The organism is Massilia sp. NBRC 108631 (assembly GCF_059704565.1).
This window is the reverse complement of record NZ_BAAKJE010000153.1, coordinates 1-22,779: the sequence shown is the minus strand read 5'-3', so window position 1 is coordinate 22,779 and position 22,779 is coordinate 1. Positions and strand designations below refer to the sequence as shown.

The window sequence follows — 22,779 nt, the reverse complement described above, 5'->3', positions numbered from 1 at the left end:
TGGTAGCGTATAGCAATATGGAGCAGTATGAGACTACTAGAAATAGTGTAGAATTCCACTAGATATACATCGCAAAGTCCTCTAGATACTTCTAGAAGATTATTCTAAAGCCTTAAGGAGGAGTGATGAAGGGAAGCATTTCTGGCAAGGGTTCTCAAGGGCTGATCGACGCCCGTGTTGATGCCTGGATGTGGCTTTTGTTGTGTAAAAAGCACAAAGAGAGGTATAAAGAGAAAACTTTTCCTGTTGATGATTACGAAACTAAGGACTTTCGTGGATATTTAATCGAGCGTACATCTGGATGGGAATTTAGATTGTATCTGGAGATGGCTCAGTATTCTTTGTTGCCCCAGGAATACTTGGATTGGATTGTTGAAGATGAACGGCAGACTAATTGGTTGTTATCATACATAAATAATGAATTTGAGCGCGATACCTATAGTCACCCTGTTAGGTTATTCGGAAGAAATATGGTAGTAGCGAGGATTGACTTATTTCCGGTTGAGCTAGGAGAGAAGGCTAAACGCGTAGAGGAAATGAGAATTCAATGGAATAGGCACTTGGCTGGGGACGTTGTATTTAAGTGGTTCAAAGAAAAAGAGTCGGAAGATCGGTGTAAGCTTGCTTGGGAGTGGTTGGTTGAAAAGGGTGTGCGTGGTACTCGTAATAATCAAGCTGTTGGTAATTATAAGAGTTTACTAATGTTTTACGATCAGCTTGGAATTACTGAGGAGCGACAGCGACTTGATGTAATAGAAATCAAAAGGCGCTGGAGTCAGCGAAAATATCGAGAAAAAATGACAGGGAAAAGCCAATATAACTTTCTGTTGTCGGATAGTTCTATAGCTGGCCTGGATAAGTTGGCCGCAAAATACGAAATGACGAGGCCTAAAATTATTGAGGCGTTAATTAAATTGGAAGTCGAAAAGGAAAGCTATTTACCACGGGTTGCAAGAAGAAATTCCCAAGACTAAGATCTTTGTAAATTTATTTCATTGCTATAATCTTTGATTGGCGTCACGGCCCTACTATTTTGTGTTTTCTCGCAATAGTTGGCCCACTCCGCCATCAATGCGGCACGTTTGGTAAATTGCGATCCTCGTTGATATGCGCGCTCGACCGCATCCGGTAGTTGGTGCGCAAGTGCGTGCTCGGCTACCTCACGTGGATAGTTGGTGGTCTCTGCTGCCCACATCCGGAAGCTGCTACGGAAGCCGTGAATGGTGATTCCGTCACCGTTTGCGTCAACCCAAACAGGAGTGTCCTCGTCGTTCATACGACGAATCACTGCCGTCAACGACATATCAGACAGCGGTTGCGCCTTGGTGCCGGCAAACACGATATCGCAGCTCTCTGGAATTGATTTCAGTAGAGCAAGCACCGCGTCACTCAACGGAACTTCATGCTCCCGACCTGCCTTCATGCGTTCTGCTGGGATCGTCCAAATCTTCTTTTTGATGTCGAACTCGGACCACTTGGCACCACGTACCTCACCCGAACGGCACGCCGTAAGGATTGCGAATTCTACTGCACGTGCGGATAGGCCGTCACGCGCCCTGAGCGCTGAGATAAATTCGTTCATGCGCTGCCAAGGTAGAGAGGGGTGGTGCTTTGTTCGGCTCGTTTTGCTGATTGTAGCCAGCAGATTGTCCAGATGCCCCTTCCAGCGGGCAGGGTTTTCCCCGGTGCGGTATCCGCTGGTGGTTGCCCACCCCAAAATGGACTCGATGCGCCCGCGTAGGCGGCTTGCGGTCTCTGTTTTCGTTTCCCAGATGGGCGTTAAGCATTTCACGACTAGCCCGGTGTCGATCTCAGCTACCGGCAGTTTGCCAAAAATGGGGCTGGCGTATGTGCTTAGCGTATTGGTCCACTGATCGGCATGCTTAGCATTCTTCCAGCCCGCTTTGTGTGCGGATACGTATGCTTCGGCGCACTGGTCGAACGTCATCATCCTTGCGTCGGCCAATGCGCTAGCGAGCTGCTCTTGCTTTTTGGCTGCTAAGGGATTGATGCCATCAAGGATGAGCTTACGGGCAGCAAGCGCCTTCTGGCGCGCTTCCGCCAAGCTCACGGTGTGAGTGGGGCCGAGCCCCATGCCGTGTGCCTTACCGGACATCATGTAGCGAAACAGCCAGGACTTGACGCCGCCGGGGGTGATTTGCAATGTCAAACCACCGCCGTCACCGTACAGGCCTGGCTTCGTGAGCTTACTTACCTGCATTGCCGAGAGTCGTTGCTGTTGGCGTCCCATTCGGTTTCCTAACTATCAAAATGACTATCAAATAGTAGCCGGATTTCAGCGAATAGTAAAGGACGTTGATGGACGTCAATTTCCCGTATCTCTTTGTTTCTTAAGGGGATCGTAGATCGAGGTGGACACTAATGGACTCTTGCCATGCGGACACCGCTTCCGCCAAGAATTGAATCCAAGCAGTTCCAGAAGGACCCGAGACCCGCGTTTCTCCAAGTGAGAACGCGGGTTTTTAGTTTCAGGAAGTGCCAGGAAGTTCAGATCTCGGCTCACCTTTGGGGGGCGGTCCTCTGACAGTCCACTAGCCGATTAACTTCGAAGCTTGAAGACTCCCAAATGAAACTTTCCCGGAGCGAGCGCGAGACCTTGATTGGGCCAGCGGTGGTAGGTATCGTGGCAGGCATCTTCTTCGCGCTTTGCACTGTCGCTTTCAACAGCGAGTACAAGCAAGCCGCTTCGTCTGACTGGCCGACAATAAGCGATGCGGCGCTGAGCTTTTTCGCTGGCGTTCTGCTGGCGTTTCTCCCCTTCGGTTTAGCGCCTGTTGTGATCGGACGTTTCAGGTCAAGGTCGCGCCGAAACGAAGCCCAGTGACACATCGTACTCGGCGTGCGCAGCGCACGCAGGGCAAACTCTGGGCGCGAGGCCGTATCAGCCTTCCCAATACCCGCGCCGCATGGCGATCATCACCGCGTGGGTGCGGTCGCGCGCGCCGAGTTTCTGCAGGATGGCTTTCATATGGGCTTTGATGGTGTCCTCGCGCAAGCCCAGCTCATCGGCCACCCGCTGGTTGGTATTGCCGCCGGCGACCAGCCTGAGAACTTCGATTTCGCGCTTGCTCAGCGAGTCGGATTGAAAACTGCCGGCAAGGCTGCTGGCCACCTGCGGCGGCAGTTGTCGCCCGCCCGCATGGATCGAAAGGATATAGTCGATCAAGTCGGTGCGGGTCAGGTTTTTCAGAATGTAACCGCTGGCCCCCGCCTGCAGGCTGCGGGTCACCTGCACGTCGCCATCGAAGGTCGTCAGGATAATGATGCGCGCCTCGGGATCGATGTGGCGTATGGCCTTGGTCGCGTCGATGCCGTTCAGGCCGGGCATCTGCAGGTCCATCAAGGTGATGGCGGGACGGAATTGCCTGAACAGCTCCACCGCCCCGATGCCGTCATCGGCCTCGCCCACCACGCAGAAGCGTGGATCGGAGGTCAGCACGCCGGCTATCCCGCTGCGCAGCAGCGGGTGGTCGTCCGCGATCAAGACGCTAATGGTGTCGCCGCTCGTCATATTTCGCTCTCTTTCCTTCCGCCACTCTACCACTGGCGGCGTGAAGCGGCATCACACGATGGGGTGTACGCCGGCGCGGCTAGAGCCGGGTAAAACGGTTACCCGAAAGTGCATTGTTGCTCGCTACGCGGTGCGGAATAATGGTCCAGGCGCAATGATGTGCCAACCGTCAGCCCGTATCTCGTCAGGAGCAAGGCATGGATCAGATTCACCTAATGAATGTGTTTGTCAGTGTCGGCGAGGGGGAGAGTTTTGCCGCGGCCGCACGCCGCCTTGATCTGTCCCCAGCCGCCGTGACGCGCGCCATCTCGGGGCTGGAGGATCAGCTGGGTGTGGAGCTGCTGCTGCGCACGACCCGCAATGTCCGGCTGACCGAGGCGGGACGGCGCTATCTCGACGACTGCCGCAGCATTCTGGCCAGTATCGCCGAAGCCAATCAGGCGGTGGCCGCCGCCAATTCCGCGCTGCGGGGAAATTTGTCGGTGGCGGCGTCCGACGCGTTCGGCAAGGACTTCATCATGCCCTGCATCGTCAAGTTCCTGGACAAGTATCCGGAAGTGGATGTGTCCGCCTATTTCCTGGACCGGGCCGTGAACCTGGTGGAGGAGGGGATGGATGTCACGGTGCGTATCGGCCATCTGCCGGACTCCAGCCTGAAGGCGCTCAGGGTGGGGCAGGTGCGGCCGGTGCTGTGCGCCGCGCCCGCTTACCTGGCGAGGAACGGCTTGCCGCTGCATCCGGTGGACTTGCTGCGCCATACGGTGATCGCGGCCAGCGGTGTTTCGCCGCGGCTTGAGTGGCGCTTCGGCGCGCAGGACGATCCCATGGTGGTGCGCATCAAGCCGCGCCTGACCGTCACCAGCAACGAAGCGGCGATCAACGCGGCGATCGGCGGCCTGGGTATTTGCCGGCTGCTGTCCTGCCAGGTGGGCACGGCGGTGGACGATGGCCGTCTGCACATCATCCTGGCGGACCATGAGGAGGCGCCGCTGCCGGTGTACGTGCTCCATCGGGGCAATAAATTCGGCGCCTCCAAGGTGCGCAAATTCATCGACCTGCTGGTCGAGCATCTGCGTGCCCATGCGCACCTGAATGCCGGGCAGGCGGGCCCGGCGTGCGGGAGGGCGCTGGCCTGCGCCTGAGCCTTAGCGGGGCGCGGCGGCATAGGCCCGGCTGCTGTCGAGCGTGAGCTCCATGGTGGTGCCCTTGCCGCTCTCGCCCTTGATGCCCAGCTTGGCGCCGATGCGCATGGCGCGCTCGCGCAAGCCTATCATGCCCCAGTGCTGCTCCTTGATGCGCTCGGCCACTTCCGCGTCGTCGATGCCGCGTCCATTGTCGGCCACGCGCAGCACCAGCAGCGCGGCGCCGTAGTCCAGGCTGGCGGTCACTGCGCTGGCTTGCGCATGCTGGAAGGCGTTGTGCATCGCCTCTTGCCCGATGGCGCACAGATCTTCCAGTATGGTTGGCTCCAGCACCTGGCGCTTGCCACTCACCTGCAGGGTGAAGGCGGTGCTGGCGTAGACGGCCGACAGCATGTCGCCGGTTTGCCTCAGGCATTGCTCGATGTCCGGGCCTTTGCGCAACTGCTGCACCTGGCGCCGGCCTTCGTTGATGGCGTGGTCCGCATTCTGCAGGATTTTCTCCAGCTGCTCGCGCGGCTCACTGCCGCCAGGCAGCTTGAGCGCCACGTTGTGCACGTGCAGTATCAGCGCCTGCACGGTTTGCAGGATGGTGTCGTGCAAGGTGCGCGCGATGCGTTCCCGTTCCTCCTGGCGCACCTGCAACTGGTGGAACAGGGTGTGGGTGGCGGCCTTCAGCCGGTATCGGTACAGGCAGTACAGCACCAGCGCGCCCGCGCCCAGGCAGGCCAGCTTGAACCACCACGTTTGCGTGACGGTGGGCGCTACCTCCAGCTCCATGGAGGCGATGGCGTCGCCGGCGACGCCGTCTTCGTTCACCGCGCGGGCCTGGAACACATAGCGGCCGGGGGCGATGTTGTTGTAGTAGGCGGCGCGGCGCGTGCCGGCGTCCTGCCAATGCGCGTCCACGCCCTTCAGCTGGTACTGGAAGCGGATCGCCTCGGGCTTGCGCAGGCCCGGCGCGGTGTACTGGATATGGAAGTTGCGCGAGTCCGGCGGCAGCAGCAGGCGGCCTCCGGCGGGATGGCTGCCGTCGTCCGTGTTCACGCGCAGCAGCCGGATGACGGGCTTGACCGCGTTGGGCCGCAAGGCCCTGGTATCCAGTTTCACCACGCCGCCGGTGGCGCGGAACCACAGCTGGCCGTTGCCGGCGTTGAAGGCCGAGGGCAGGCGGTTGACGATCGACGCGCGGCCCGGGTAACCTTCCAGCGCGTCGATCACCTCGTACACCAGGGGAATCGACGGCTGCCGCACCGACGCTTCCCAGGCGTCGCGCCGGATGTGCACCACGCCGCGCGCGCCGTTCAGCCAGCGGTCGCCTTCCGGCGTGATCGCCAGCCCGGTCACGTTGCGGAGGACTTCCGCGTCCAGCGGCGCCAGTGCCTCGAACTTCTGTCCGCGCAGCACGGCGATGCCGCGCTCGCCGGCGATCACCATGTGCGGCCCCGGGAAGATGCCCGACTCCTGGCCCACCATGCCGATGTCGTAGCGCGCCAGCTTGCCGTTGTCGTACAGGCTGAGGAAGCCGTCGCTGTGGCTGAGCCACATCTGGCCGGTATCGCCCGCCGCCGTCATGTTGATGCGCTTGGGCAGGTTGAACGCCGAGCGTGGCTTCCACTGGCCGTCCACCCAGCCCATCAGGCCGGTCTCGGCGGCCGCCATCCACAGCACCTTGCCGTCGTCGGTAATGCCCATTACTTGCAGGTCGGCCGGTTTGCCGTCCGGCGCCGGCAGTGGAATGCGGCTGGAGCGTCCCTTGTGGATCCGTTCGATATCGCGTTTTCCCGCCAGCAGCAAGGCGCCGTCGCGGCCGCTAACGAGGGCAGTGATGCCGCGCCGTGGATCGGCCACGGCCGTTCCGTCCGCCTCCAAGCGCGAGAGCTTGTTGCCGTCCTCTTCCCGTATCCACAATCGGCCTTCGCTATCCTTGACCATGGTGGAGACCATGGACTGCGCGGCAAGCTGCAAGGGCTGCAGCTTGTTTTCGCGGAAGCGTTCCAGGCGGGATGCCGTCATCAGCCAGATATTGCCTTCGCGGTCTTCCAGCACTTGCTCGGCGGTCATGGCGCCCGCTTGCCGGCTCGCATCCAGGCGGTCGGCAGCTTGCCCGGCGACGTCGATCGGCTGGTCGGGCAGCTCGCCGGCACGCGCCAGGCGGCACGGGCTGCGGGGACAACGCGGCGCCCAGAAATTGCCGTCGCGGTCGAACTGGCCGGCGCTGCGCGATTGCAGATGGTTGAACTCGGGCGAACGCGGCAGGGGAGCGCCGGGCGCCGACGCCGGCACCGGATACAGCACACCGTCCGCGCTAATCCAGATGCGGCCGTCGGGCGATTGGATCAGCGGCCCGCGCTTGCCGCCGTCGGCAATCCGTCGCAGTTTCCCGGTGTTGCGGTCATAGCGGTACAGCCCTTGTTCATCGGCGTACCAGACCCGGTCATACTGGTCGATCAGCACCCGGGACGCCAGCGTGGCCCAGTTGGGGCTGCTTTGCATGTTTTCCCACTTGCCGTTGCGGTAGCGGAATAGCCCCTTCATGCTGACCGCCCAGATGGCGCCCTCGCGGTCGGCCATCATGCCGCTGAAGTTGCCCATGCGGAAGGTGTCTTCGCTGCCCGCCAACTCCGTGACGCTGCCATCGGAATGTAGCGCTACCATGCCGGCCCACACGAAAGAGATCAACAGATCGCCATTGGGCAGGGCGCTCAGGTCATTGATGCGGCTGGACTTGAGCGATAGGCGTTCAAAGCTGACGCCGTCAAAACGGTACAGGCCGTCCGTCGTGCCTAGCCACAGCCAGCCGTCGATGGTCTGGGCCAGCGACTGGATGTCGGATGGCATGCCGTCCTTCTCGCTCCAGCTGGCGTGGTTGAGATTGGCCAGCCGGATGGCAGGATTGAGTGCAATCGACGATGGACATAGCAGCAACAGCACCAGTCCGGCCAACATCTTTCGCAACTGCTTGGACATGTACCCGCTCTCGTTGGATAAATCCCTATTCTAGTGTGCTTCTCGTTCTGCCTGCTCTGCCTTTCGATAGAGTGGCTTTCATTATGGCCTTCGTCATCCGGGACCGTCCCGCGCACGATAAACTGCCCCTGTTCCCGCCACGTAGTGCCGTGAGACAATTCGCCCTGTCCTTCACTTTTTATCTTTACACGACATGAGCCGATCCCACCACCGCGCCAACCGGCGCCAACGCAAGAAAATGCACCTGGGCGAATTCCAGGAACTGGGCTTCATGGTCGACGCCAAACTGGCGTCCGGCCAGGACGAGGCGCAGCGCGACAGCCTGCTGTACCGCTTCCTGCTGGAAGCGGTCGAAGCCAACGGCCTGGCGTTCGGCGGCGGCATGAACAGCGACTTCAGCGGCTTCGTCGTTTCCGGCAAGGCCTACGGCAAGGTCGAAGAGCAGCACCGCGAACTGGTGCGGGCCTGGCTGGAAAGCCAAAGCGCGCTGCAGCAAGTGCAGGTGGGCGAATTGCGCGACGCCTGGTACGGCTGGGGTTAAGCCGCACTCCGACACGGCTACAGCCGTATCGTCCCCTCAATCGAATCATCCAGCGTCTGCCCGATGACGGCGCCTACCAGCATCTTGGCGCCGGCCACGGCGTTGCCGTGCTTGTTGTCCCAATAGTAGCCTTCCACCGGCCGCACCTGGATCACCGTGATGCGCGGGTCGTTCTCGCCTTCGGTGAACCAGGTTTTCAGCGTGAAACTCCACAGTTCCTTGATCATCGCCGGGTCGCGCGAGATCACCGCGTGGCCGTCGAAATAAAGGAAGCCGGAATGGTGCGAGGCCTGGAAATACAGGCGCACGGCCGGATTGGCGGCGATGTCCTGGTTGTGGTGGCTGTCGTCGGCGCTGAGGAACCACAGGTTGCCCGCTTCGTCGACTTTGAGCGGACTCATGGGAATAACGCGGTTGGCGGTGCAGAAGAAGCCGCTCTTGGCTTCTTCGGCGATGTCCTTGATGCGTTGTATGGCTTCGCTGCCAGTCAGGTTGCGGCGGTTGTGCTCCGGCTGATTGCGGTTGATGCTGTCCATTGCATTCTCCTTAAGTCGCCCAGGCCTCATGCCTCGGCTGTTCAGGACAGATGCTAGGCGCGATTGCGCGAATGGACTGTGTGCTGGCTAACCTTGCGGGCCTGCTCAGTAATCAAACTTGGTACTGCGCTCATTCTTGCCGAGCTTGACCGCGCGCGCCATTTCGGCTTCCGCGTCCCTGGCAGCCTTCTCGGCCAGTTTGGCCGCGCGTGCTTCCTCGGCCTGCTGCCGGCGCACCGCGTACTGCTCGTCCAGCCGGCGCTGGCTGCGCAGGCGCTCCAGGCAGTCCTGGAAGAAACTGATTCTTTGCAGCATGGCCACCAGCCACACGATGCCGATCACCATCAGCACTAGCGTGTAGCCGCTTTGCCAGGCGGCGAAGTTCTGGTCGAGGGCGGGGAAGATGGGACGGGCGCGTTCCAGGCACACCTGGCCAAACAGCGACAGGCAAGCGGCCAGCAGCCCGAGCACGACGGTTTGAGCGATCTGCCAGCCGGTCGTTTTCAGTCGCTGGTCGAGCAGGGTTTGGGTGTCGGATGCGTAAGTCATGGCGGCGATGCGGGTGATTCGGTACTAAGATTGCAAGTTGGCTAGCATTGCAGCTTTAGCAGCAAGCATGATTATGTCATCACTTTTCCTTAAAGAAAACTAAGTTGCCGTAATGAACTTAACCTTTTACTGCCTTGGAGCCTTATATGAAGATCGCCGTATTCAGCGCGCAGCCTTATGACCGCCGCTTCCTGGATGACGCGCTGGCGCGCCGCCAGGCCGGCGGGGCGCTAGCGCTGCAGTATTTCACCGAGCCGCTGTCGCTGCAGTCGGTTGCGCTGGCGCAGGGATGCGGTGCCGTGTGCGTGTTCGTCAACGACGCGCTGGACGCCGGCGTGCTGGCCGCGCTGGCGGCGCAGGGCGTGCGCGCCGTGCTGCTGCGCTGTGCGGGCTACAACAATGTGGATCTGGCGGCGGCTGCGCGGCTGGGCCTGTTTGTGGCGCGCGTGCCGGCGTACTCGCCGGAGGCGGTGGCCGAGTTCACGCTGGCGCTGGTGCTCACGCTGAACCGCCACACGCACCGCGCCTACGCCCGCGTGCGGGAAGGCAATTTCGCGCTGGATGGGCTGCTGGGCAGCAATTTGCACGGCAAGACGGTGGGCCTGATCGGGCTGGGCAAGATCGGCCTGGCGGCGGCGCGGATCTTCCACGGTTTCGGCTGCCGGGTGCTGGGTTACGACCCGGCGCCGCCCGCCGGGTTTCGCGCCTTGGGCCAGGCGGCGCAGTTGCCCGCGCTGCTGGCGGCGTCGGACATCGTGTCGCTGCACTGTCCGCTGCTGCCGGCCACCCACCATCTGCTGGACGCGGCGGCGCTGGCGCGCATGAAGCCGGGCGCCATGCTGGTGAACACCTCGCGCGGCGGCCTGCTCGACACCGGCGCGGTGATCGATGCGCTCAAGTCGCGCCATTTGGGCGCGCTGGCGATCGACGTGTACGAGCAGGAAAGCGAGCTGTTCTTCCACGACCATTCGGCCGACATTATTTCCGACGACGTGTTCCAGCGCCTGCTCACTTTCCCCAACGTGCTGGTGACCGGCCACCAGGGCTTCTTCACCACCGAAGCGCTGCGCGAGATCGCCGAAACCACCTTCGATAATCTGGAATGCCACATGGCCGGCAAGCCTTGCGCCAACGCCTGCCTGGCTACTTGACGCCGGGCGGCGTGGCGGCGGCACGGTCAATACCGTTTTAATTGCCGGATGGTATGCACTTCTTCATTTCTTCAGCCTGCATTAGAATGGGTTGATGATTTCTTTCCATGACGATGTTCTTGCTGCCTTGCGTGATGCAACGGCCAGCCGCCATGCCATGCTGGACCAGGCCATGCCGCTGGCGCGGATGGCCCCGTCGCTGAGCGATTACGGCGAACACTTGCGCCTGCTGCGCGGCTGGCTGGCTAGCATAATGCAAGCGACTTTGCACCATCGCGACGGCCCGCAGGATCCGCGCCTGCTGCCGCCGGTGGACCGCTTGCGCCTGATCGATGCCGACCTGGCCGACCCTGCGCTTGCCATCGACGCCGGCGGCGCCGCCGCAACGCCCAGCGCGGCCGAGCTGGACGGCAACGCCGCGTGGCGCTGGGGCGTGGCCTACGTGGTGGAAGGCTCGCAGCTGGGCGGCGTGGTGCTGTACCGCCGCCTTGTCGCCAGCCTGGCGCCGCACCCGCTGCGCTACCTGCATGGCGACGGCGTGCCGCCTGGCCCGCGCTGGCAGCTGTTCCTGGCGCGCCTGCGCGCCGAAGTCCGCAGCCCGGCCGACATCGCCCAAGCCTGCGCCGGCGCTTGCGCCGCCTTCGATGCCTTGATTGCGCAGTTGCCGCCGCAAGTGCCGCAGGCGGAGGCCGCGTGACGGTGCCAGTCGACCTGGCCAATTGCGCCAACGAGCCGATCCATATTCCCGGCAGCATACAGCCGCAAGGCGCACTGCTGGCGTTCGACCTGCAGGGCGGGCTGGTGGCCTGGAGCGCCAACGCCGCCGCACTGCTGGAGGTGGCGCCGCTGCCCGGGGCATCGTTCGACAGCATGGGGCTGGACGAGGCGGTGAACGCTTTGCTGCGCGCCGCGCTGGCCGACCAGGCCGACGGCGCCACGCCGCCCGCCATGGCCGACGTGGCGCGCGCCGGCCACACCTTCGATTGCGTGGTGCACGGCTACGGCCAGCGCGTGATCGCCGAATTCGAACTGCGCCATGCGCCTAGCAACGAAGTGGCGGCGTTCGCGCTGCGGGCGCACGCCGCCATCGGCCAGTTGAAGCGCCAGAAGTCGCTGGTGGCCCTGATGCAGCTGGTGGCGGAGCAGGTGCGCGAGATTACCGGTTTCGACCGCGTCATGGGCTACTGCTTCCGTCATGACGACAGCGGCGACGTGGTGGCCGAAGCCGTGCGCGACGGTCTGCCGCGCTACCTGGGCCAGCGCTATCCGGCCGGCGACATTCCGGCGCAGGCGCGCCGCCTGTACACCATCAATACGCTGCGCCTGATTGCCGACGTGGGCTACCAGCCGGTGCCGCTGCTGGGGGCCGCAGGCGCGGGAGAAGGTGTGCCGCTGGACCTGAGCCACAGCATCCTGCGCAGCGTGTCGCCGATCCACATCGAGTACTTGCAGAACATGGGCGTGGGCGCCTCGATGAGCGTGTCCATCGTCGTCAACGGCCGCTTGTGGGGGCTCGTGGCCTGCCACCACATGGCGCCTCGCCAGGTGCCGTATTCGGTGCGCATGGCGTGCGACGTGCTGGCCCAGGTGCTGGCCGCGCACGTGCAGAGCACCGACGCGCGCGAGCGCAGCGATCTGGCCGAGCGCGGCGCGGCCCTGCGCACCGAACTGATAGAAACGCTGCTGCACGAGGACGACGTGCTGCTGGCGCTGCAGCGCCACGCGCCGGCGCTGTGCGCGGTGCTGGAGGCGGGCGCGCTGGTGTTCGCGCAGCACGGCAAGCTGGTGGTGTACAGCGGCGACGGCAATCCGGTGGACGAGGCGCTGGCCGCGCGCATGGTGGCCTCGCTGCCGCCGGAGGGCGCGCAGCTGGTGCGCCGCGGCGGCGTGGCCGACTGGCCGCAAGACTTGCGCGGCCGGACCGGGCGCTGGGTTGGCATGCTGGCGCTGCATTTCGATCCATCGTCCGGCGGCTGGCTGCTGGCGCTGCGCCCGGAGCAGGTGCAGACCGTGCGCTGGGGCGGCCGCCCGGACAAGACGCTGAGCTTCGGCCCGAACGGCGTGCGCCTGACGCCACGCGGCTCGTTCGACGAATGGGTGGACCTGGTGCACGGCAGCGCCGAGCCGTGGGAGGACGGCCACGTGCTGGTGGCCGAGCAACTGCTGGCGGAAATGCACCGCGCCTGCATGGCGCGCCACGCGGAACTGGAGCGCGCCCGCATGCAGCTGCTGGCCATGCTGGGCCACGACCTGCGCGACCCGCTGCAGTCCATCACCATGGCCGCCAACGTGCTGCAGCATGGCGCGCAGCCGCACCAGCTGGGCCAGCGCATCCAGCGTTCCAGCGGGCGCATGCAGCGGCTGATCAGCCAGGTACTGGACATGAGCCGGCTCGATAGCGGCATGGGCCTGGGTATGCGCCCGCGCGAGGCGGACCTGAGCCGCCTGCTGGAGGACTTGCTGGACGAGTCGCGCCTGGCCCATCCTGGCGTGGTCTACGAGGCGGACATCGCGCCCGCCGTGACGGCCGATGTGGACCCGGACCGCCTGGAGCAGGTGGTCAGCAATTTGCTGAGCAATGCGCGCCACCACGGCATGGCCGGTATGCCGGTGCACGTGGCGCTGGCGTTGGCGCAGGGCGGCGAGCAGGTGACGATCTCGGTGCGCAACCACGGCGCGCAACTGGCGCCGGAAACTGAAGCGCTGCTGTTCAATCCTTTCAAGCGCATCTCGCTGCAGAATCCGAACAACCGCACCGGCATGGGGCTGGGCCTGTACATCGCCTCGCGCATCGCCGAGGAGCATCGCGGCAGCATCGTCTATCGCTACGAGGCGCCGCATGTGGTATTCAGTGTCGGCCTGCCGCGCAGGGGCGGCAAGCCGGCCTAGCTTAGCGGTGGATGGCGCAGCCTTCGCCGCTGCAATCCGCCGCCAGCCCGGTTGCCGGATCAGTTGCGGGTTCGGCCACTGGTTCCGCCACCGTTTCCGCCAGCAACTGGCCGATCAGCGCGCCCACCTGCATGTCGCCTGCGCGGCCGAAATGGCTGTAGCGCAGCTTGCCCTGGCGGTCGATCAGCAGCAGGCTGGGTGTGCCGCGCAGCTGGTACTGCTCCATCGTCAGCGGCACCGGGCCGTTGGACGACGGCATGTCCACCGCCACCGGGAACTTGATCCGGTACTCGTGCATGAACACTTCCAGCGCGCGCCTGGTCATCACGTCGTGATGTTCGAACACGCTGTGCAGGCCGATCACGGCGACGTCTTCGGCGTCGAAGGTGTCGCGTATCAGGTTGGCCTGCGGGATGCCGTGCGATACGCAGCCGGGGCACAGCATCTGGAAGGCGTACAGCGCCACGACCTTGCCGCGCAGCGCGGCCAGGCTGAGAGGCTGGCTGGTATTGAGCCAAGCCGAAACCTGCAGTTCCGGCGCGGGATGGTTGACGATCATGGCGCTTGCTCCCTTATTTGGCGCGCAGTTTGACGGACGGGAAATCGACCGGCACCTGGAAGGCCACGTTGATGTAGTTGGTGAACAGGTTCAGCGCCACGTGCGCCAGCATCTCGACGATCTCTTCGTCGCTGTAGCCCGCTTCGCGCAGGCCGGCCACGTCGGCGTCGTCGATCTGGGCGCGGTTGTTCACCACGGCCACGGCGAAGCGCAGCGCGGCGGCGGTCTTGGCGTCGGCGGACTGGCCGGCTTGCGCGGCGCCCATCTCGTCGGCGCTGGCGCCCGCCTTGCGGCCCAGCGCAGTGTGCGCGGCCAGACAGTATTCGCAGTTGTTGCGGTCGGCGATGGCGACGGCGATCTGTTCGCCCAGCTTGGCCGGGATGACACCGCCGCCCAGGGCGCCGAAGGAACCCCACATGCTTTTCAGCGCCGCAGTGGAATTGGCCACGGCCTTGAACATGTTCGGCGTGGCGCCAAACGCTTGCTGGATCTGGCCCAGCAGTTGCTGGCGTTCGCCGGTGGTGTCGGCAGGGGTGACGAGAGGGATGCGCGAGGTATTCATATAGGACTCCTAAGTATGTGAGTGGAAAAAAACGGAAGGTCATGCAAAGATCGCCCAGTTCCGTTGCTGGGTGGCCGGTTCGGCCTCTTCATGCTCAGCGCAGTCGATGCGGATAAACGATATCGGCAGCGGCGCGTTGACCAATGCGCAGTGGTGCGGCGTTTCCGCACCGGGATACTTGTTCGCTTCAAAGTGGCGGCACGACGGGCAGGCCCGCAGCGCCGGAAAACGTTCGGACTTCTGCAGCTCGGCGATCAGCTTGAGCAGCCCGGTCAGCATATGAACTTGCATGGCCGGGGGCAGGGCGGCTGCCGCGTCGTCGGCGAAGCTGACCGCGCTGCCGATGCGTTCGGCCACCGCATTGCCGCTGGCGGTCAGAAACAGCGCCGTGGCGCGCCCGTCATCCTCGGCGCGCGCCTTGCGCACCAGGCCCTTGGACACCAGCGAGGCGACCGAGTCGCTGGCGCTGGCGGCTGAAATGGACAACTGCGCCGCCACCCACGACAGCCGCACGCCGTTGGGGCGCGCATGCAGCAGCTGCAGTATCTCGGTCTGGGCCGGGTTCAGGTTTTCGCTGGTGGCGAATTCCCACACGCCGGAGCGCATGACACTGGCAATGCGCGAGATCGCCGTGATGATGCGTGCCGACACGTCCGGGGTGCCGTCCCATGGGGTTTCAGGTTTGATGTCCATGCAGCGAATTATAAGCCTGTTTTTCAGTTTGTAAAGGACTCCTAATTAAATAAATTGCGCAGTTCGAGCGTGCGCCTGGTGGCATCAGGCGCTCCCGGCGCGCTTTACCAGCGCGAGCTGGCGTGCAGCGGAACGCGCGGGCGTGTGGGCGGTGCGTGCGGCGCCGCGTGCGGTGTCGTTCTCATGCAAGGTAAACACCGATACCGCCTCCGACAGCGCGCCCGCCTGTTGCCGCAGGCTCTCGGACGCGGCGGCGGCCTGCTCCACCAGCGCGGCATTCTGCTGCGTCATCTCGTCGATCTGCGTGATGGCCTGGTTCACCTGTTCGATGCCCGAGCTTTGCTCCTGCGCCGCGTGCACGATGTCGGACATGATGGTGGTGATGCGCTTGACGCTGTCCACCACTTCGCTCATGGCCTTGCCCGCGTCGGCCGCCAGCAGGTTGCCGGCATCGACTTTCTGTACGCTGTCGTTGATCAGGTCCTTGATTTCCCTGGCTGCGCTGGCGCTGCGTTGCGCCAGGTTGCGCACCTCGGACGCCACCACGGCGAAGCCGCGTCCCTGTTCGCCGGCGCGCGCCGCCTCCACCGCCGCGTTCAGCGCCAGGATATTGGTCTGGAATGCGATGCCGTCGATGACGCCGATAATGTCCACGATCTTGCGCGAGCTGTCGTTGATCGCGCCCATGGTGTGCACCACTTGCTCCACCACCTGGCCGCCCTTGCTGGCGACGGCCGTGGCGCTGCTGACCAGCTCATCGGCCTGGCGTGCGTTGTCCGCGCTCTGGCGCACAGTGGACGTGATCTGCTCCATGGACGCGGCGGTTTCTTCCAGGTTGGACGCCTGCGCCTCGGTGCGCGAGGACAGGTCCGAGTTGCCGCTGGCGATGTCGTTCGACGCGTGCCCTATGGTGTCGATGCTGCCGCGCACGCTGCCCACGATGTTGACCAGGCTGTCGTTCATGTCCTTCAGCGCGCGCATCAGCTGCGCGGTCTCGCTGCGTCCCTCCAGCGCAAAGTGCGCGGTCAGGTCGCCCTGCGCGATGCGTTTCGAGATGCGTACCGCCTCATCGAGCGGCACGCTGACCGAGCGCGCGATCATGCGCGCGACCAGGCCCGCCAGCAGAATCAGGCCAAGCATGGAGCCGATCATGATCCAGCGCATGCGGTGCAGGGCGGAGACCCGCTTCTCCAGCAGTATTGCCAGTTCCTTGCTGGCGGCCTGGTTGGCGGCGAACTGGGCGTCGATGGCCCTGGTGGTTTGTGCCACATAGTCTGTGCCGGGATAGGTGAGGGCTTCGGCCCGCACGATCTGCTCGGTGGCCAGCTGCATGGATTTCACGGCCAGCTCCTGCGCCTCCTGCCATTGCGCGCCCACCATGGCCTTCACTGCGGGATTGGCCCCCACCGATTTGTTGTAGGCGGTGGCGGTCTGGGTCATCCTGTCGTTCACGCGTGCCACGATGGCCGCCAGCGCCATCCGGTCTTCCGGCGTCGCCTCCTGCTTGGCCAGCAGGCCGGCGCCCTTGGCGCGCATCTTGCCGGTTTCCTCGGTCAGGTAGGGCAGCTGGTAGTACATGGCCTGGATCAGCTGGTAGCTGTCCAGGTCGGGGTCCAGGCTCAGGCCGAACAGGTCGCCGATCAGATCGTTCACCATCAGCAGCTTGGGCACCAGCGCGCTGTGCGCCTCGTAGCTGGCCGGTACCGAGATGCTGCGGCTGGACACTTGCGTGCGCAGTGCTTCCCAGTCGCGCTTGGGCGTTTCCCACGCCTGCTCGATGGTTTTGTCATTGAGGCTGCGGATGATGGCGTCCATCGTCTGGTAGGCTTGATCCGCCTCGCGCTGCTTGGCGTCGCGCTTTTCCTGCGACCCTGCCACGCCGCCCAGCACCAGCGCGGCCAGGCCGCGGTGCTGCTGCGTGTTCTGGATGACTTTGAGAATGGCGGCGGAGGGCGCCAGGCCGGCCGTTTCGGTTTGCGCCGCGTCCAGCGTTTTGCCGGCCTCGCGCAGGTAAAGCGCAGTCGGTATGCCGGCGAGCAGCAGCGCGATCACACTGAGGATAATGAATTTCTGCCAAAGCAGCAGCCTGTCCAGCCACGAATGAGCGTTCACGATTTTATCCCCCTACGGTCTGCAACTTTTTTAGGCGCAACTCTTTGAATTGATTCTATGCCTATTTCTTTAGGAAGACGAGCGGGGTGTTGTTTGCGTGCGCGGTCGTTTCAAATCCGGTCGCTCTCCTTGCGCACCACGCGGCCGATGATGATGCAGTCCGGGCCCCGGCACACCTTGCGGTGGTACTTGCGCTGGTCCGGATTGTCGGAAGTGAGCCACCACTGGCCGGCGTCGCGCGACATGCGCTTGACCACCGGCTCGCCTTCGTAGTTCACCGCGAACACGACACCGTCGACCGGTTTGTTGTCGGCCGTGTTGATGATCACCAGGTCGTCCTCGTACAGCGCCGGTTCCATGCTCTCGCCGCGCACCTTGATGCCGATCAGGCGCTCGGGATCGAAGCCGTTGCGGTCGGCCCAGTGGCGCGGCACGCTGAGGGTGCTGCCGTCGTGCGTTTCCGGCTCCACCGCGAAGCCGGTGATGCCGGCCGACAGGCGCAGTTTGACCTTCTGGATCTGGTAGAAGCGCGTGTCGTCCTCCGGCGCCACCACCACCGGCGTGTATTGCGCGGGCAGCACGCCGGCCGGCGCCGTGCCGCGCTCGCGCGTGCCGATGCCCTCGTGCAGCCACTCGAACGTGACGTGCAAGGCGGCCGCCAGCTGCACCAGCGTGTGCGCCTCCGGGCCCTTCTTGCCCACTCCGTTGAGGATGCGGTTGATGGTGGGTTGCGGCACGCCCGAAGCGCGCGCGAGCGCGCTTTGCGATTCGTAACCCGCTGCTTGCATGGCTGATTCCAGCCGTTCCGAGATAGTCATGGTAAAACTATACACGCATGGATAGAGTCATGCAACTCTATCCATTTGTGGATTGCAATGCTATTCATTCGCGTATACACTGGGCCCTGGCAAGCTGTACAACCGGACCTCATCCTGGCCGGCGCCGGCCCCCTTAGATCAACCTATTGCGAAAGGAATCCCATGGCGGAACCTGTTAGTTCGAGCGCGTCGATTGCGATTGCCGCCGGCACCATTACCTTGAGCGGCTCGGCGTTTGGCGTGCAGTATGATGCGCTGCTGGCTGGATTCATCGGTGGCCTGGTGTCATTGTTGTATCTGCCGCCGATGCCGGCCTTGAAAATTGCCGGTACCGTTGCCGCATCGGCCCTGGTCGCCGGCTTCTTTGCGCCGGTGATCGCGGCGGCGGCACTGCACTATTTCCCGTGGCTCAATGGCGTGGGAGACTTCATGCGCCTCGCCGGAGGTGCGGGCCTGGGCATCGCAGCGCAAGTGCTGATCCCCGCAGTCATGAGGCGCTTGCGTTCACTGGTGGGAGGCCGCTAGTGCAGGCGACGTGTAAGCTGCACCGGGTTTGCGCTGTATCAAAGCTGACGCAGCGCCCAGCACCAGTGCGCTAGATATACTGGGGTGACTGGGCGGCGCGCTGTGCGCCGCCGCTTTCGGAGGTTGCCACCATGCGCCCGCATCCGGTGAACCGCGGCATCTGGCGGATGCTGTCGAAAATCAAGAAAATGGAACAGCGCCTGCGCGCGGCGGGCCTGCCGATGCTGCTGGCGCGCTTGCCGTACTGGCTGCTGGCGCTGCAGTATTGCTGCACCATGCAGGCCAAGATGGCACGCATCGAGCGCATCGCCGTGCGCATCCGTTCATGGCTGGCTTCGGTACAGGAGTTGTGCGCCAGGGAGGAGGCCAGGACCGAGCTGCTGGACGTGCGCCAGGCCATGCGCGACGATATCGAGTGCACCAAGCGCACCCTGTGGGACTTGCGCGAGATCTGCCTCGATGTGACTCAGCTGTTCGGCAACGTCGGCTACAGTTCGCGCCGGCTGGCGCGGCTGCAGGAGAATCTGGTCAAGCTGTTGTCCGAGTCCTACGAGTCGGCCACGCAGCTGCAGCAGGTGCTGGCCGAGCATGATGCGGCGGCGCTGGCGCTGCTGCGCGACATGCAGGCGCCGCAGTGGCAGCATGCCGCGCCCAACGCCTGAGGCGCTGCGCCGTCAGAACCCTTCCAGGACTATCTTGCCCTTGGCGCGGTTGCTTTCGATCAGCGCGTGGGCGCGCTTCAGGTTGGCGGCGCTGATGTTGCCGTAGCGCTCGCCCAGCGTGGTCTTCAACACGCCGCTGTCCACCAGCTGCGCCACGTCATTGAGCAGCGCGTGCTGCTGCGCCATGTCGGCGGTCTCGAACATCGAGCGGGTGAACATGAATTCCCAGTGCAGCGACACGCTCTTGCGCTTGAGCTTGCTCACATCCAGCTGGCCAGGGTCGTCGATCAGGCCCAGCTTGCCTTGCGGCGCAATCAGTTCGGCAATGGCGTCGAAGTGCTTGTCGGTCTGGTTCAGCGCGGCCACGTAGTTCACCGGCGGCAGGCCCAGGCGCTTGACTTCCTCGTTCAGCGGCTTGCTGTGGTCGATCACGTGGTGGGCGCCCAGCTGGCGCACCCATTCCGCCGTGTCCGGACGGGACGCGGTGGCGATGATGGTCAGTCCGGTCAGCTGGCGCGCCAGCTGCACCAGGATGGAACCGACGCCGCCGGCCGCGCCGATCACGAGCAGCGACTTTCCGGCCGCACTGGACTCGCGGCCCGGATCGCGGCTGACGCCGAGGCGCTCGAACAGCAGCTCCCACGCCGTGATGGCGGTCAGTGGCAGGGCGGCAGCCTTGCCGAAGTCCAGGTTCTTCGGCTTGTAGCCGACGATGCGCTCGTCCACCAGGTGCAGTTCGCTGTTGGTGCCGGGGCGGGTGAGCGAGCCGGCGTACCAGACTTCATCGCCGACCTTGAACAGCGTGACGTCCGGGCCGACCGCCTTGACCACGCCGGCCGCGTCCCAGCCGATCACTTTCAGCTCGCCGCCGGCCGGCGCCACGTTCTTGCGGATCTTGGTGTCGACCGGGTTGACGGAGACCGCCTTCACTTCGACCAGCAGGTCGCGCCCGGCTGCTGTCGGTTCGGGCAGCTCGACGTCGATCAGCGCGTCGGCATGATCGATGGGGTGGGAGGCGCGGTAGGCAACTGCTTTCATGGGAAAACTCCTGGGTGGTTGTGCGATGCGCGTATCATCACTTATTTCGCAGGCGCGAAAAAGAGTGCTTTTCCTGAAACACTTTCAAAGGAATGACGATAGTGCTGCGGCTGGATGATTTGACGGTCTTTGTGCGCACGGCCGACGAGGGCAGCCTGTCGGCCGCTGCGCGCGCCATGGAGATATCGCCGGCGCTGGCAAGCGCGGCCCTGAAGCGGCTGGAGGTGGAACTGGGGCTGCGGCTCATTGCCCGCACCACGCGCTCGTTGCGCCTGACCGACGAGGGCGAGCGCTACCTGGTGCACGCGCGCGAGGCGCTGCGCCTGCTGAAAGAGGGGCACGATACGCTGATGCAGGCCAAGGACGTTCCCGGCGGCACGCTGAAGATCGCCATGCCGTCCGACCTGGGCCGCAATATCCTGCTGTACTGGCTGGACAAGTTCCAGGCCCAGTATCCTGGCGTGCATTACCAGATCAGCGTGAGCGACCGGCAGGCGGACATGTACCGCCAGCCGGTGGACCTCGCCATCCGCTATGGCAAGCAGGAGGATTCCAGCCTGATCGCCATGCCGATCGCACCGGACAACCGGCGCGTGCTGGTGGCGTCGCCGGACTATATCCGCAAACACGGCCGGCCGGCGTCGCTGGAGGAACTGCAGCGCCACAACTGCTTGTGCTATGCGCTGGACGACGTGATCCACAACAACTGGACCTTTTATCCGCCCGGCCGCAAGGGACCGGTAACGCTGGCCGTGCGCGGCAACCGCTGCGCCGACGATGCCGACCTGGTGCGGCGCTGGGCCGTGGCGGGACTGGGCATTGCCTACAAGTCGAAGATGGACCTGTCGGACGACTTGCGCAGCGGCAGGCTGCACGTGCTGCTGCCCGACATCGTGGGCGAAGCCACGCCGCTGCACCTGGTGTGCATGCACCGCTCGCAAGTGACGCCGACGGTGCTGCAGCTGCGCGACTTTCTGCGCGCCCAGTATGAACAAATGTAGCCGGGATGCTTAATGCGCCTTGGACAGGATCAGCAGCCAGCGGCGCAGCAGCAGTACTTCCAGGTGGCCGGCTTGCACGCCGGTGTCGCATTCGAGGATGGGGTTGACTGCGTAGAAGCGCTTGCGGAAGTCGCGGCAAACCAGGATCTCGCGTTTGCCGAAGCGCACCAGGAAAGACATCGGGGCATATTCCAGGCCGAAACGGGAGCCGAAACCGCTGTTCAATGTAGTCATGATTCTTCCTTTGGGTCAGTTGAATGTTGATCGAGTGAAGCCACTGTATCACAACTACTGTTGAAAAACACAGTACTGTATGAAATATCAGTAGATTTTAATAACTGTTGTTTTTTTGTGCAGCAGCTTCGGTGCGCCAGGGAACGGACAGCCACCGCGCGCAAGCCTTATCATTTATAAAACAAAGGAGTACCACCCATCTTGAACCAGACTGCAACATCGAAATTGATGCGCTTCGTGGAAGCGCGCCTTACCCCGGGCGGCGAATTCGGCCTGCACCTGACAGCCGGCGCCGCGCTGATGATGGCGGCCGTGGCGGTGTTCGCCGAAGTGGCGGAGGACGTGGCCGAGAACGACGGCGTGGCCGCGTTCGATCTGCATGTGTCGAACTGGATGCATGCCCACGCGCAGGAGCCGTACACCAGCGTCATGTGGCTGTTCACCCACCTGCACAGCGTGGCGGGCATGTGCGTGCTGGTGGCGCTGGCTGCGGCCTTCTTCTGGCGCCGCGCAGCGCGGCACGGCCGCTACTGGCTGCTGGCGCTGGGCTTGTCGGTGCCGGGCGGCATGCTGTTGAACGTGGTGCTCAAGCACATCTACCAGCGTAGCCGCCCGGTATTCGAGGAACCGATGCTGACGCTGGCAACCTATAGTTTTCCCAGCGGCCACACAGTGGCGGCCACGCTGTTCTGGGGCCTGGTGGCCAGTTACGCGGTGATGACGGCGCAGCGCTGGCGCGTGCGTGGCACCGTGGTGGCCGGCGCCACGCTGATGGTGCTGCTGGCCGGCACCAGCCGCATCTATCTCGGCGCGCACTATCCGAGCGATGTGCTGGGCGCGATGGTGGAAGGCTGCGGCTGGCTGGCCGTATGCATCACCGGCTGCTCCACCTTGCGCCGCAGGCAGGCCGCCAAGGCCGCCAGTGCGGCGCAGCCGGCGGCGCCCGCGCACTGCGCGCAGACGAAAGGATAGCCATGGCCACCGTGGTCCCCGTCATTATCAACGCCGGTGCAGGCCTGGGCTACTGCGGCGAGTTTTCGCAGCAGCTGCTGGCCAAGTTCGCGAAGCACGGTTACGTGGCCGATATCACGCTGGCGCAAAGCGGCGAGGACATGATCGCCGCCGCGCGCGCGGCGGTGGCGGCGGGGGAGCGGCTGGTGGTGGCCGGCGGCGGCGACGGCACCATCAATGCCGTCGCGTCGGTGCTGGCGGGCACCGACGTGGCCTACGGCGTGCTGCCGCTCGGCACGCTGAACCACTTCGCCAAG

General features: G+C 63.8%; 24 protein-coding genes. 12 read left to right on the top strand and 12 right to left on the bottom strand.

The genetic code is table 11. The features are described 5' to 3' along the window. Positions 1 to 125 precede the first annotated feature (125 nt). Complete coding sequence (locus AC6H42_RS16875; protein WP_497548524.1) at positions 126 to 974, top strand: hypothetical protein; 849 nt, start codon at positions 126 to 128, stop codon at positions 972 to 974. Here the strand turns inward: AC6H42_RS16875 and AC6H42_RS16870 are convergent. After that, a complete protein-coding gene (locus AC6H42_RS16870; RefSeq protein ID WP_497548523.1) occupies positions 971 to 2,251 on the bottom strand; it encodes a tyrosine-type recombinase/integrase in 1,281 nt (426 codons plus the stop codon). The genes AC6H42_RS16875 and AC6H42_RS16870 overlap by 4 nt on opposite strands. 336 nt (positions 2,252 to 2,587) lie before the next feature. Here AC6H42_RS16870 and AC6H42_RS16865 point away from each other — a divergent pair, with 336 nt between their 5' ends. Further along, entirely contained in the window at positions 2,588 to 2,845 is a 258-nt protein-coding gene (locus tag AC6H42_RS16865) for a hypothetical protein (RefSeq protein WP_497548522.1), read from the top strand. 57 nt (positions 2,846 to 2,902) lie between these two features. Here the strand turns inward: AC6H42_RS16865 and AC6H42_RS16860 are convergent, their stop codons facing one another. Next, a complete protein-coding gene (locus tag AC6H42_RS16860) occupies positions 2,903 to 3,532 on the bottom strand; it encodes a response regulator (protein ID WP_057155814.1) in 630 nt (209 codons plus the stop codon). A 197-nt stretch (positions 3,533 to 3,729) separates the two neighbouring features. Between AC6H42_RS16860 and AC6H42_RS16855 the strand changes: the two genes are divergently transcribed. Beyond that, positions 3,730 to 4,674, top strand: a complete 945-nt coding sequence (locus tag AC6H42_RS16855) for a LysR family transcriptional regulator (protein ID WP_057155813.1) — start codon at positions 3,730 to 3,732, stop codon at positions 4,672 to 4,674. Positions 4,675 to 4,677: 3 nt separating this feature from the next. On the opposite strand, the gene AC6H42_RS16850 is transcribed toward AC6H42_RS16855, so the two are convergent. Continuing rightward, complete coding sequence (locus AC6H42_RS16850) at positions 4,678 to 7,641, bottom strand: sensor histidine kinase (RefSeq protein ID WP_497548521.1); 2,964 nt, start codon at positions 7,639 to 7,641, stop codon at positions 4,678 to 4,680. 193 nt (positions 7,642 to 7,834) lie between these two features. On the opposite strand from AC6H42_RS16850, the gene AC6H42_RS16845 reads away from it, so the two are divergent. After that, positions 7,835 to 8,182, top strand: coding sequence for a YggL 50S ribosome-binding family protein (locus AC6H42_RS16845; protein ID WP_082551854.1), 348 nt, complete (start codon positions 7,835 to 7,837; stop codon positions 8,180 to 8,182). 17 nt (positions 8,183 to 8,199) lie between these two features. Here AC6H42_RS16845 and AC6H42_RS16840 read toward each other — a convergent pair whose 3' ends face one another. Beyond that, entirely contained in the window at positions 8,200 to 8,718 is a 519-nt protein-coding gene (locus tag AC6H42_RS16840; protein ID WP_057155810.1) for a pyridoxamine 5'-phosphate oxidase family protein, read from the bottom strand. 105 nt (positions 8,719 to 8,823) lie between these two features. After that, complete coding sequence (locus AC6H42_RS16835) at positions 8,824 to 9,267, bottom strand: hypothetical protein (RefSeq protein ID WP_497548520.1); 444 nt, start codon at positions 9,265 to 9,267, stop codon at positions 8,824 to 8,826. 146 nt (positions 9,268 to 9,413) lie between these two features. Here AC6H42_RS16835 and AC6H42_RS16830 point away from each other — a divergent pair, with 146 nt between their 5' ends. The 3 genes from AC6H42_RS16830 to AC6H42_RS16820 all read left to right on the top strand — a co-directional run bounded on the left by AC6H42_RS16830 (position 9,414) and on the right by AC6H42_RS16820 (position 13,307). Continuing rightward, on the top strand, positions 9,414 to 10,418 hold the full coding sequence (locus AC6H42_RS16830; RefSeq protein WP_497548519.1) for a 2-hydroxyacid dehydrogenase: 1,005 nt from the start codon (positions 9,414 to 9,416) through the stop codon (positions 10,416 to 10,418). A gap of 94 nt (positions 10,419 to 10,512) precedes the next feature. After that, positions 10,513 to 11,115, top strand: a complete 603-nt coding sequence (locus tag AC6H42_RS16825) for a biliverdin-producing heme oxygenase (RefSeq protein WP_497548518.1) — start codon at positions 10,513 to 10,515, stop codon at positions 11,113 to 11,115. Continuing rightward, positions 11,112 to 13,307, top strand: a complete 2,196-nt coding sequence (locus AC6H42_RS16820; RefSeq protein WP_497548517.1) for an ATP-binding protein — start codon at positions 11,112 to 11,114, stop codon at positions 13,305 to 13,307. Before AC6H42_RS16825 ends, AC6H42_RS16820 begins: the two co-directional genes overlap by 4 nt. A gap of 1 nt (position 13,308) precedes the next feature. Here AC6H42_RS16820 and AC6H42_RS16815 read toward each other — a convergent pair whose 3' ends face one another. The 5 genes from AC6H42_RS16815 to AC6H42_RS16795 all read right to left on the bottom strand — a co-directional run bounded on the left by AC6H42_RS16815 (position 13,309) and on the right by AC6H42_RS16795 (position 18,051). Beyond that, positions 13,309 to 13,866 carry a redoxin domain-containing protein gene (locus AC6H42_RS16815; RefSeq protein ID WP_497548516.1) on the bottom strand — a complete coding sequence of 186 codons (558 nt, stop codon included), beginning with the start codon at positions 13,864 to 13,866 and terminating at the stop codon, positions 13,309 to 13,311. Positions 13,867 to 13,879: 13 nt separating this feature from the next. Then, positions 13,880 to 14,428 (bottom strand): carboxymuconolactone decarboxylase family protein, encoded by a 549-nt coding sequence (locus tag AC6H42_RS16810; protein WP_057155805.1) that lies wholly within the window; start codon positions 14,426 to 14,428, stop codon positions 13,880 to 13,882. Positions 14,429 to 14,467: 39 nt separating this feature from the next. Then, positions 14,468 to 15,121 (bottom strand): MarR family transcriptional regulator, encoded by a 654-nt coding sequence (locus AC6H42_RS16805; protein ID WP_057155804.1) that lies wholly within the window; start codon positions 15,119 to 15,121, stop codon positions 14,468 to 14,470. An 84-nt stretch (positions 15,122 to 15,205) separates the two neighbouring features. Beyond that, positions 15,206 to 17,233 (bottom strand): methyl-accepting chemotaxis protein, encoded by a 2,028-nt coding sequence (locus tag AC6H42_RS16800; protein ID WP_497548515.1) that lies wholly within the window; start codon positions 17,231 to 17,233, stop codon positions 15,206 to 15,208. Between the two features lie 110 nt (positions 17,234 to 17,343). Beyond that, the gene (locus AC6H42_RS16795; protein WP_057155803.1) at positions 17,344 to 18,051 is read right to left on the bottom strand and encodes an XRE family transcriptional regulator; all 708 of its coding nucleotides are present in this window, start codon (positions 18,049 to 18,051) and stop codon (positions 17,344 to 17,346) included. Between the two features lie 162 nt (positions 18,052 to 18,213). Between AC6H42_RS16795 and AC6H42_RS16790 the strand changes: the two genes are divergently transcribed. Together AC6H42_RS16790 and AC6H42_RS16785 are read left to right on the top strand one after the other, a co-directional pair. Further along, positions 18,214 to 18,576 (top strand): hypothetical protein, encoded by a 363-nt coding sequence (locus tag AC6H42_RS16790; RefSeq protein WP_057155802.1) that lies wholly within the window; start codon positions 18,214 to 18,216, stop codon positions 18,574 to 18,576. Positions 18,577 to 18,707: 131 nt separating this feature from the next. Next, complete coding sequence (locus AC6H42_RS16785; protein WP_057155801.1) at positions 18,708 to 19,238, top strand: hypothetical protein; 531 nt, start codon at positions 18,708 to 18,710, stop codon at positions 19,236 to 19,238. 12 nt (positions 19,239 to 19,250) lie between these two features. On the opposite strand, the gene AC6H42_RS16780 is transcribed toward AC6H42_RS16785, so the two are convergent. Next, a complete protein-coding gene (locus tag AC6H42_RS16780; RefSeq protein ID WP_497548514.1) occupies positions 19,251 to 20,276 on the bottom strand; it encodes a zinc-binding alcohol dehydrogenase family protein in 1,026 nt (341 codons plus the stop codon). A gap of 101 nt (positions 20,277 to 20,377) precedes the next feature. Between AC6H42_RS16780 and AC6H42_RS16775 the strand changes: the two genes are divergently transcribed. Further along, positions 20,378 to 21,277, top strand: coding sequence for a LysR family transcriptional regulator (locus AC6H42_RS16775; protein ID WP_497548533.1), 900 nt, complete (start codon positions 20,378 to 20,380; stop codon positions 21,275 to 21,277). Positions 21,278 to 21,286: 9 nt separating this feature from the next. Here the strand turns inward: AC6H42_RS16775 and AC6H42_RS16770 are convergent, their stop codons facing one another. Continuing rightward, positions 21,287 to 21,511, bottom strand: a complete 225-nt coding sequence (locus tag AC6H42_RS16770; protein WP_057155799.1) for a hypothetical protein — start codon at positions 21,509 to 21,511, stop codon at positions 21,287 to 21,289. A 201-nt stretch (positions 21,512 to 21,712) separates the two neighbouring features. Between AC6H42_RS16770 and AC6H42_RS16765 the strand changes: the two genes are divergently transcribed. Both AC6H42_RS16765 and AC6H42_RS16760 read left to right on the top strand, forming a co-directional pair. After that, a complete protein-coding gene (locus tag AC6H42_RS16765; protein WP_497548513.1) occupies positions 21,713 to 22,483 on the top strand; it encodes a phosphatase PAP2 family protein in 771 nt (256 codons plus the stop codon). A gap of 2 nt (positions 22,484 to 22,485) precedes the next feature. Further along, positions 22,486 to 22,779 (top strand): diacylglycerol/lipid kinase family protein (locus AC6H42_RS16760; RefSeq protein WP_497548512.1); only part of this gene is annotated, 294 nt, incomplete at its 3' end.

What these genes read in the sequence shown, in the direction of transcription:
- AC6H42_RS16875 (WP_497548524.1), top strand. Translation starts at nt 126, where the DNA reads ATGAAGGGAAGCATTTCTGGCAAGGGTTCTCAAGGGCTGATCGACGCC.
- AC6H42_RS16870 (WP_497548523.1), bottom strand. Translation starts at nt 2,251, where the DNA reads ATGGGACGCCAACAGCAACGACTCTCGGCAATGCAGGTAAGTAAGCTC.
- AC6H42_RS16865 (WP_497548522.1), top strand. Translation starts at nt 2,588, where the DNA reads ATGAAACTTTCCCGGAGCGAGCGCGAGACCTTGATTGGGCCAGCGGTG.
- AC6H42_RS16860 (WP_057155814.1), bottom strand. Translation starts at nt 3,532, where the DNA reads ATGACGAGCGGCGACACCATTAGCGTCTTGATCGCGGACGACCACCCG.
- AC6H42_RS16855 (WP_057155813.1), top strand. Translation starts at nt 3,730, where the DNA reads ATGGATCAGATTCACCTAATGAATGTGTTTGTCAGTGTCGGCGAGGGG.
- AC6H42_RS16850 (WP_497548521.1), bottom strand. Translation starts at nt 7,641, where the DNA reads ATGTCCAAGCAGTTGCGAAAGATGTTGGCCGGACTGGTGCTGTTGCTG.
- AC6H42_RS16845 (WP_082551854.1), top strand. Translation starts at nt 7,835, where the DNA reads ATGAGCCGATCCCACCACCGCGCCAACCGGCGCCAACGCAAGAAAATG.
- AC6H42_RS16840 (WP_057155810.1), bottom strand. Translation starts at nt 8,718, where the DNA reads ATGGACAGCATCAACCGCAATCAGCCGGAGCACAACCGCCGCAACCTG.
- AC6H42_RS16835 (WP_497548520.1), bottom strand. Translation starts at nt 9,267, where the DNA reads ATGACTTACGCATCCGACACCCAAACCCTGCTCGACCAGCGACTGAAA.
- AC6H42_RS16830 (WP_497548519.1), top strand. Translation starts at nt 9,414, where the DNA reads ATGAAGATCGCCGTATTCAGCGCGCAGCCTTATGACCGCCGCTTCCTG.
- AC6H42_RS16825 (WP_497548518.1), top strand. Translation starts at nt 10,513, where the DNA reads ATGATTTCTTTCCATGACGATGTTCTTGCTGCCTTGCGTGATGCAACG.
- AC6H42_RS16815 (WP_497548516.1), bottom strand. Translation starts at nt 13,866, where the DNA reads ATGATCGTCAACCATCCCGCGCCGGAACTGCAGGTTTCGGCTTGGCTC.
- AC6H42_RS16810 (WP_057155805.1), bottom strand. Translation starts at nt 14,428, where the DNA reads ATGAATACCTCGCGCATCCCTCTCGTCACCCCTGCCGACACCACCGGC.
- AC6H42_RS16805 (WP_057155804.1), bottom strand. Translation starts at nt 15,121, where the DNA reads ATGGACATCAAACCTGAAACCCCATGGGACGGCACCCCGGACGTGTCG.
- AC6H42_RS16795 (WP_057155803.1), bottom strand. Translation starts at nt 18,051, where the DNA reads ATGACTATCTCGGAACGGCTGGAATCAGCCATGCAAGCAGCGGGTTAC.
- AC6H42_RS16790 (WP_057155802.1), top strand. Translation starts at nt 18,214, where the DNA reads ATGGCGGAACCTGTTAGTTCGAGCGCGTCGATTGCGATTGCCGCCGGC.
- AC6H42_RS16785 (WP_057155801.1), top strand. Translation starts at nt 18,708, where the DNA reads ATGCGCCCGCATCCGGTGAACCGCGGCATCTGGCGGATGCTGTCGAAA.
- AC6H42_RS16780 (WP_497548514.1), bottom strand. Translation starts at nt 20,276, where the DNA reads ATGAAAGCAGTTGCCTACCGCGCCTCCCACCCCATCGATCATGCCGAC.
- AC6H42_RS16770 (WP_057155799.1), bottom strand. Translation starts at nt 21,511, where the DNA reads ATGACTACATTGAACAGCGGTTTCGGCTCCCGTTTCGGCCTGGAATAT.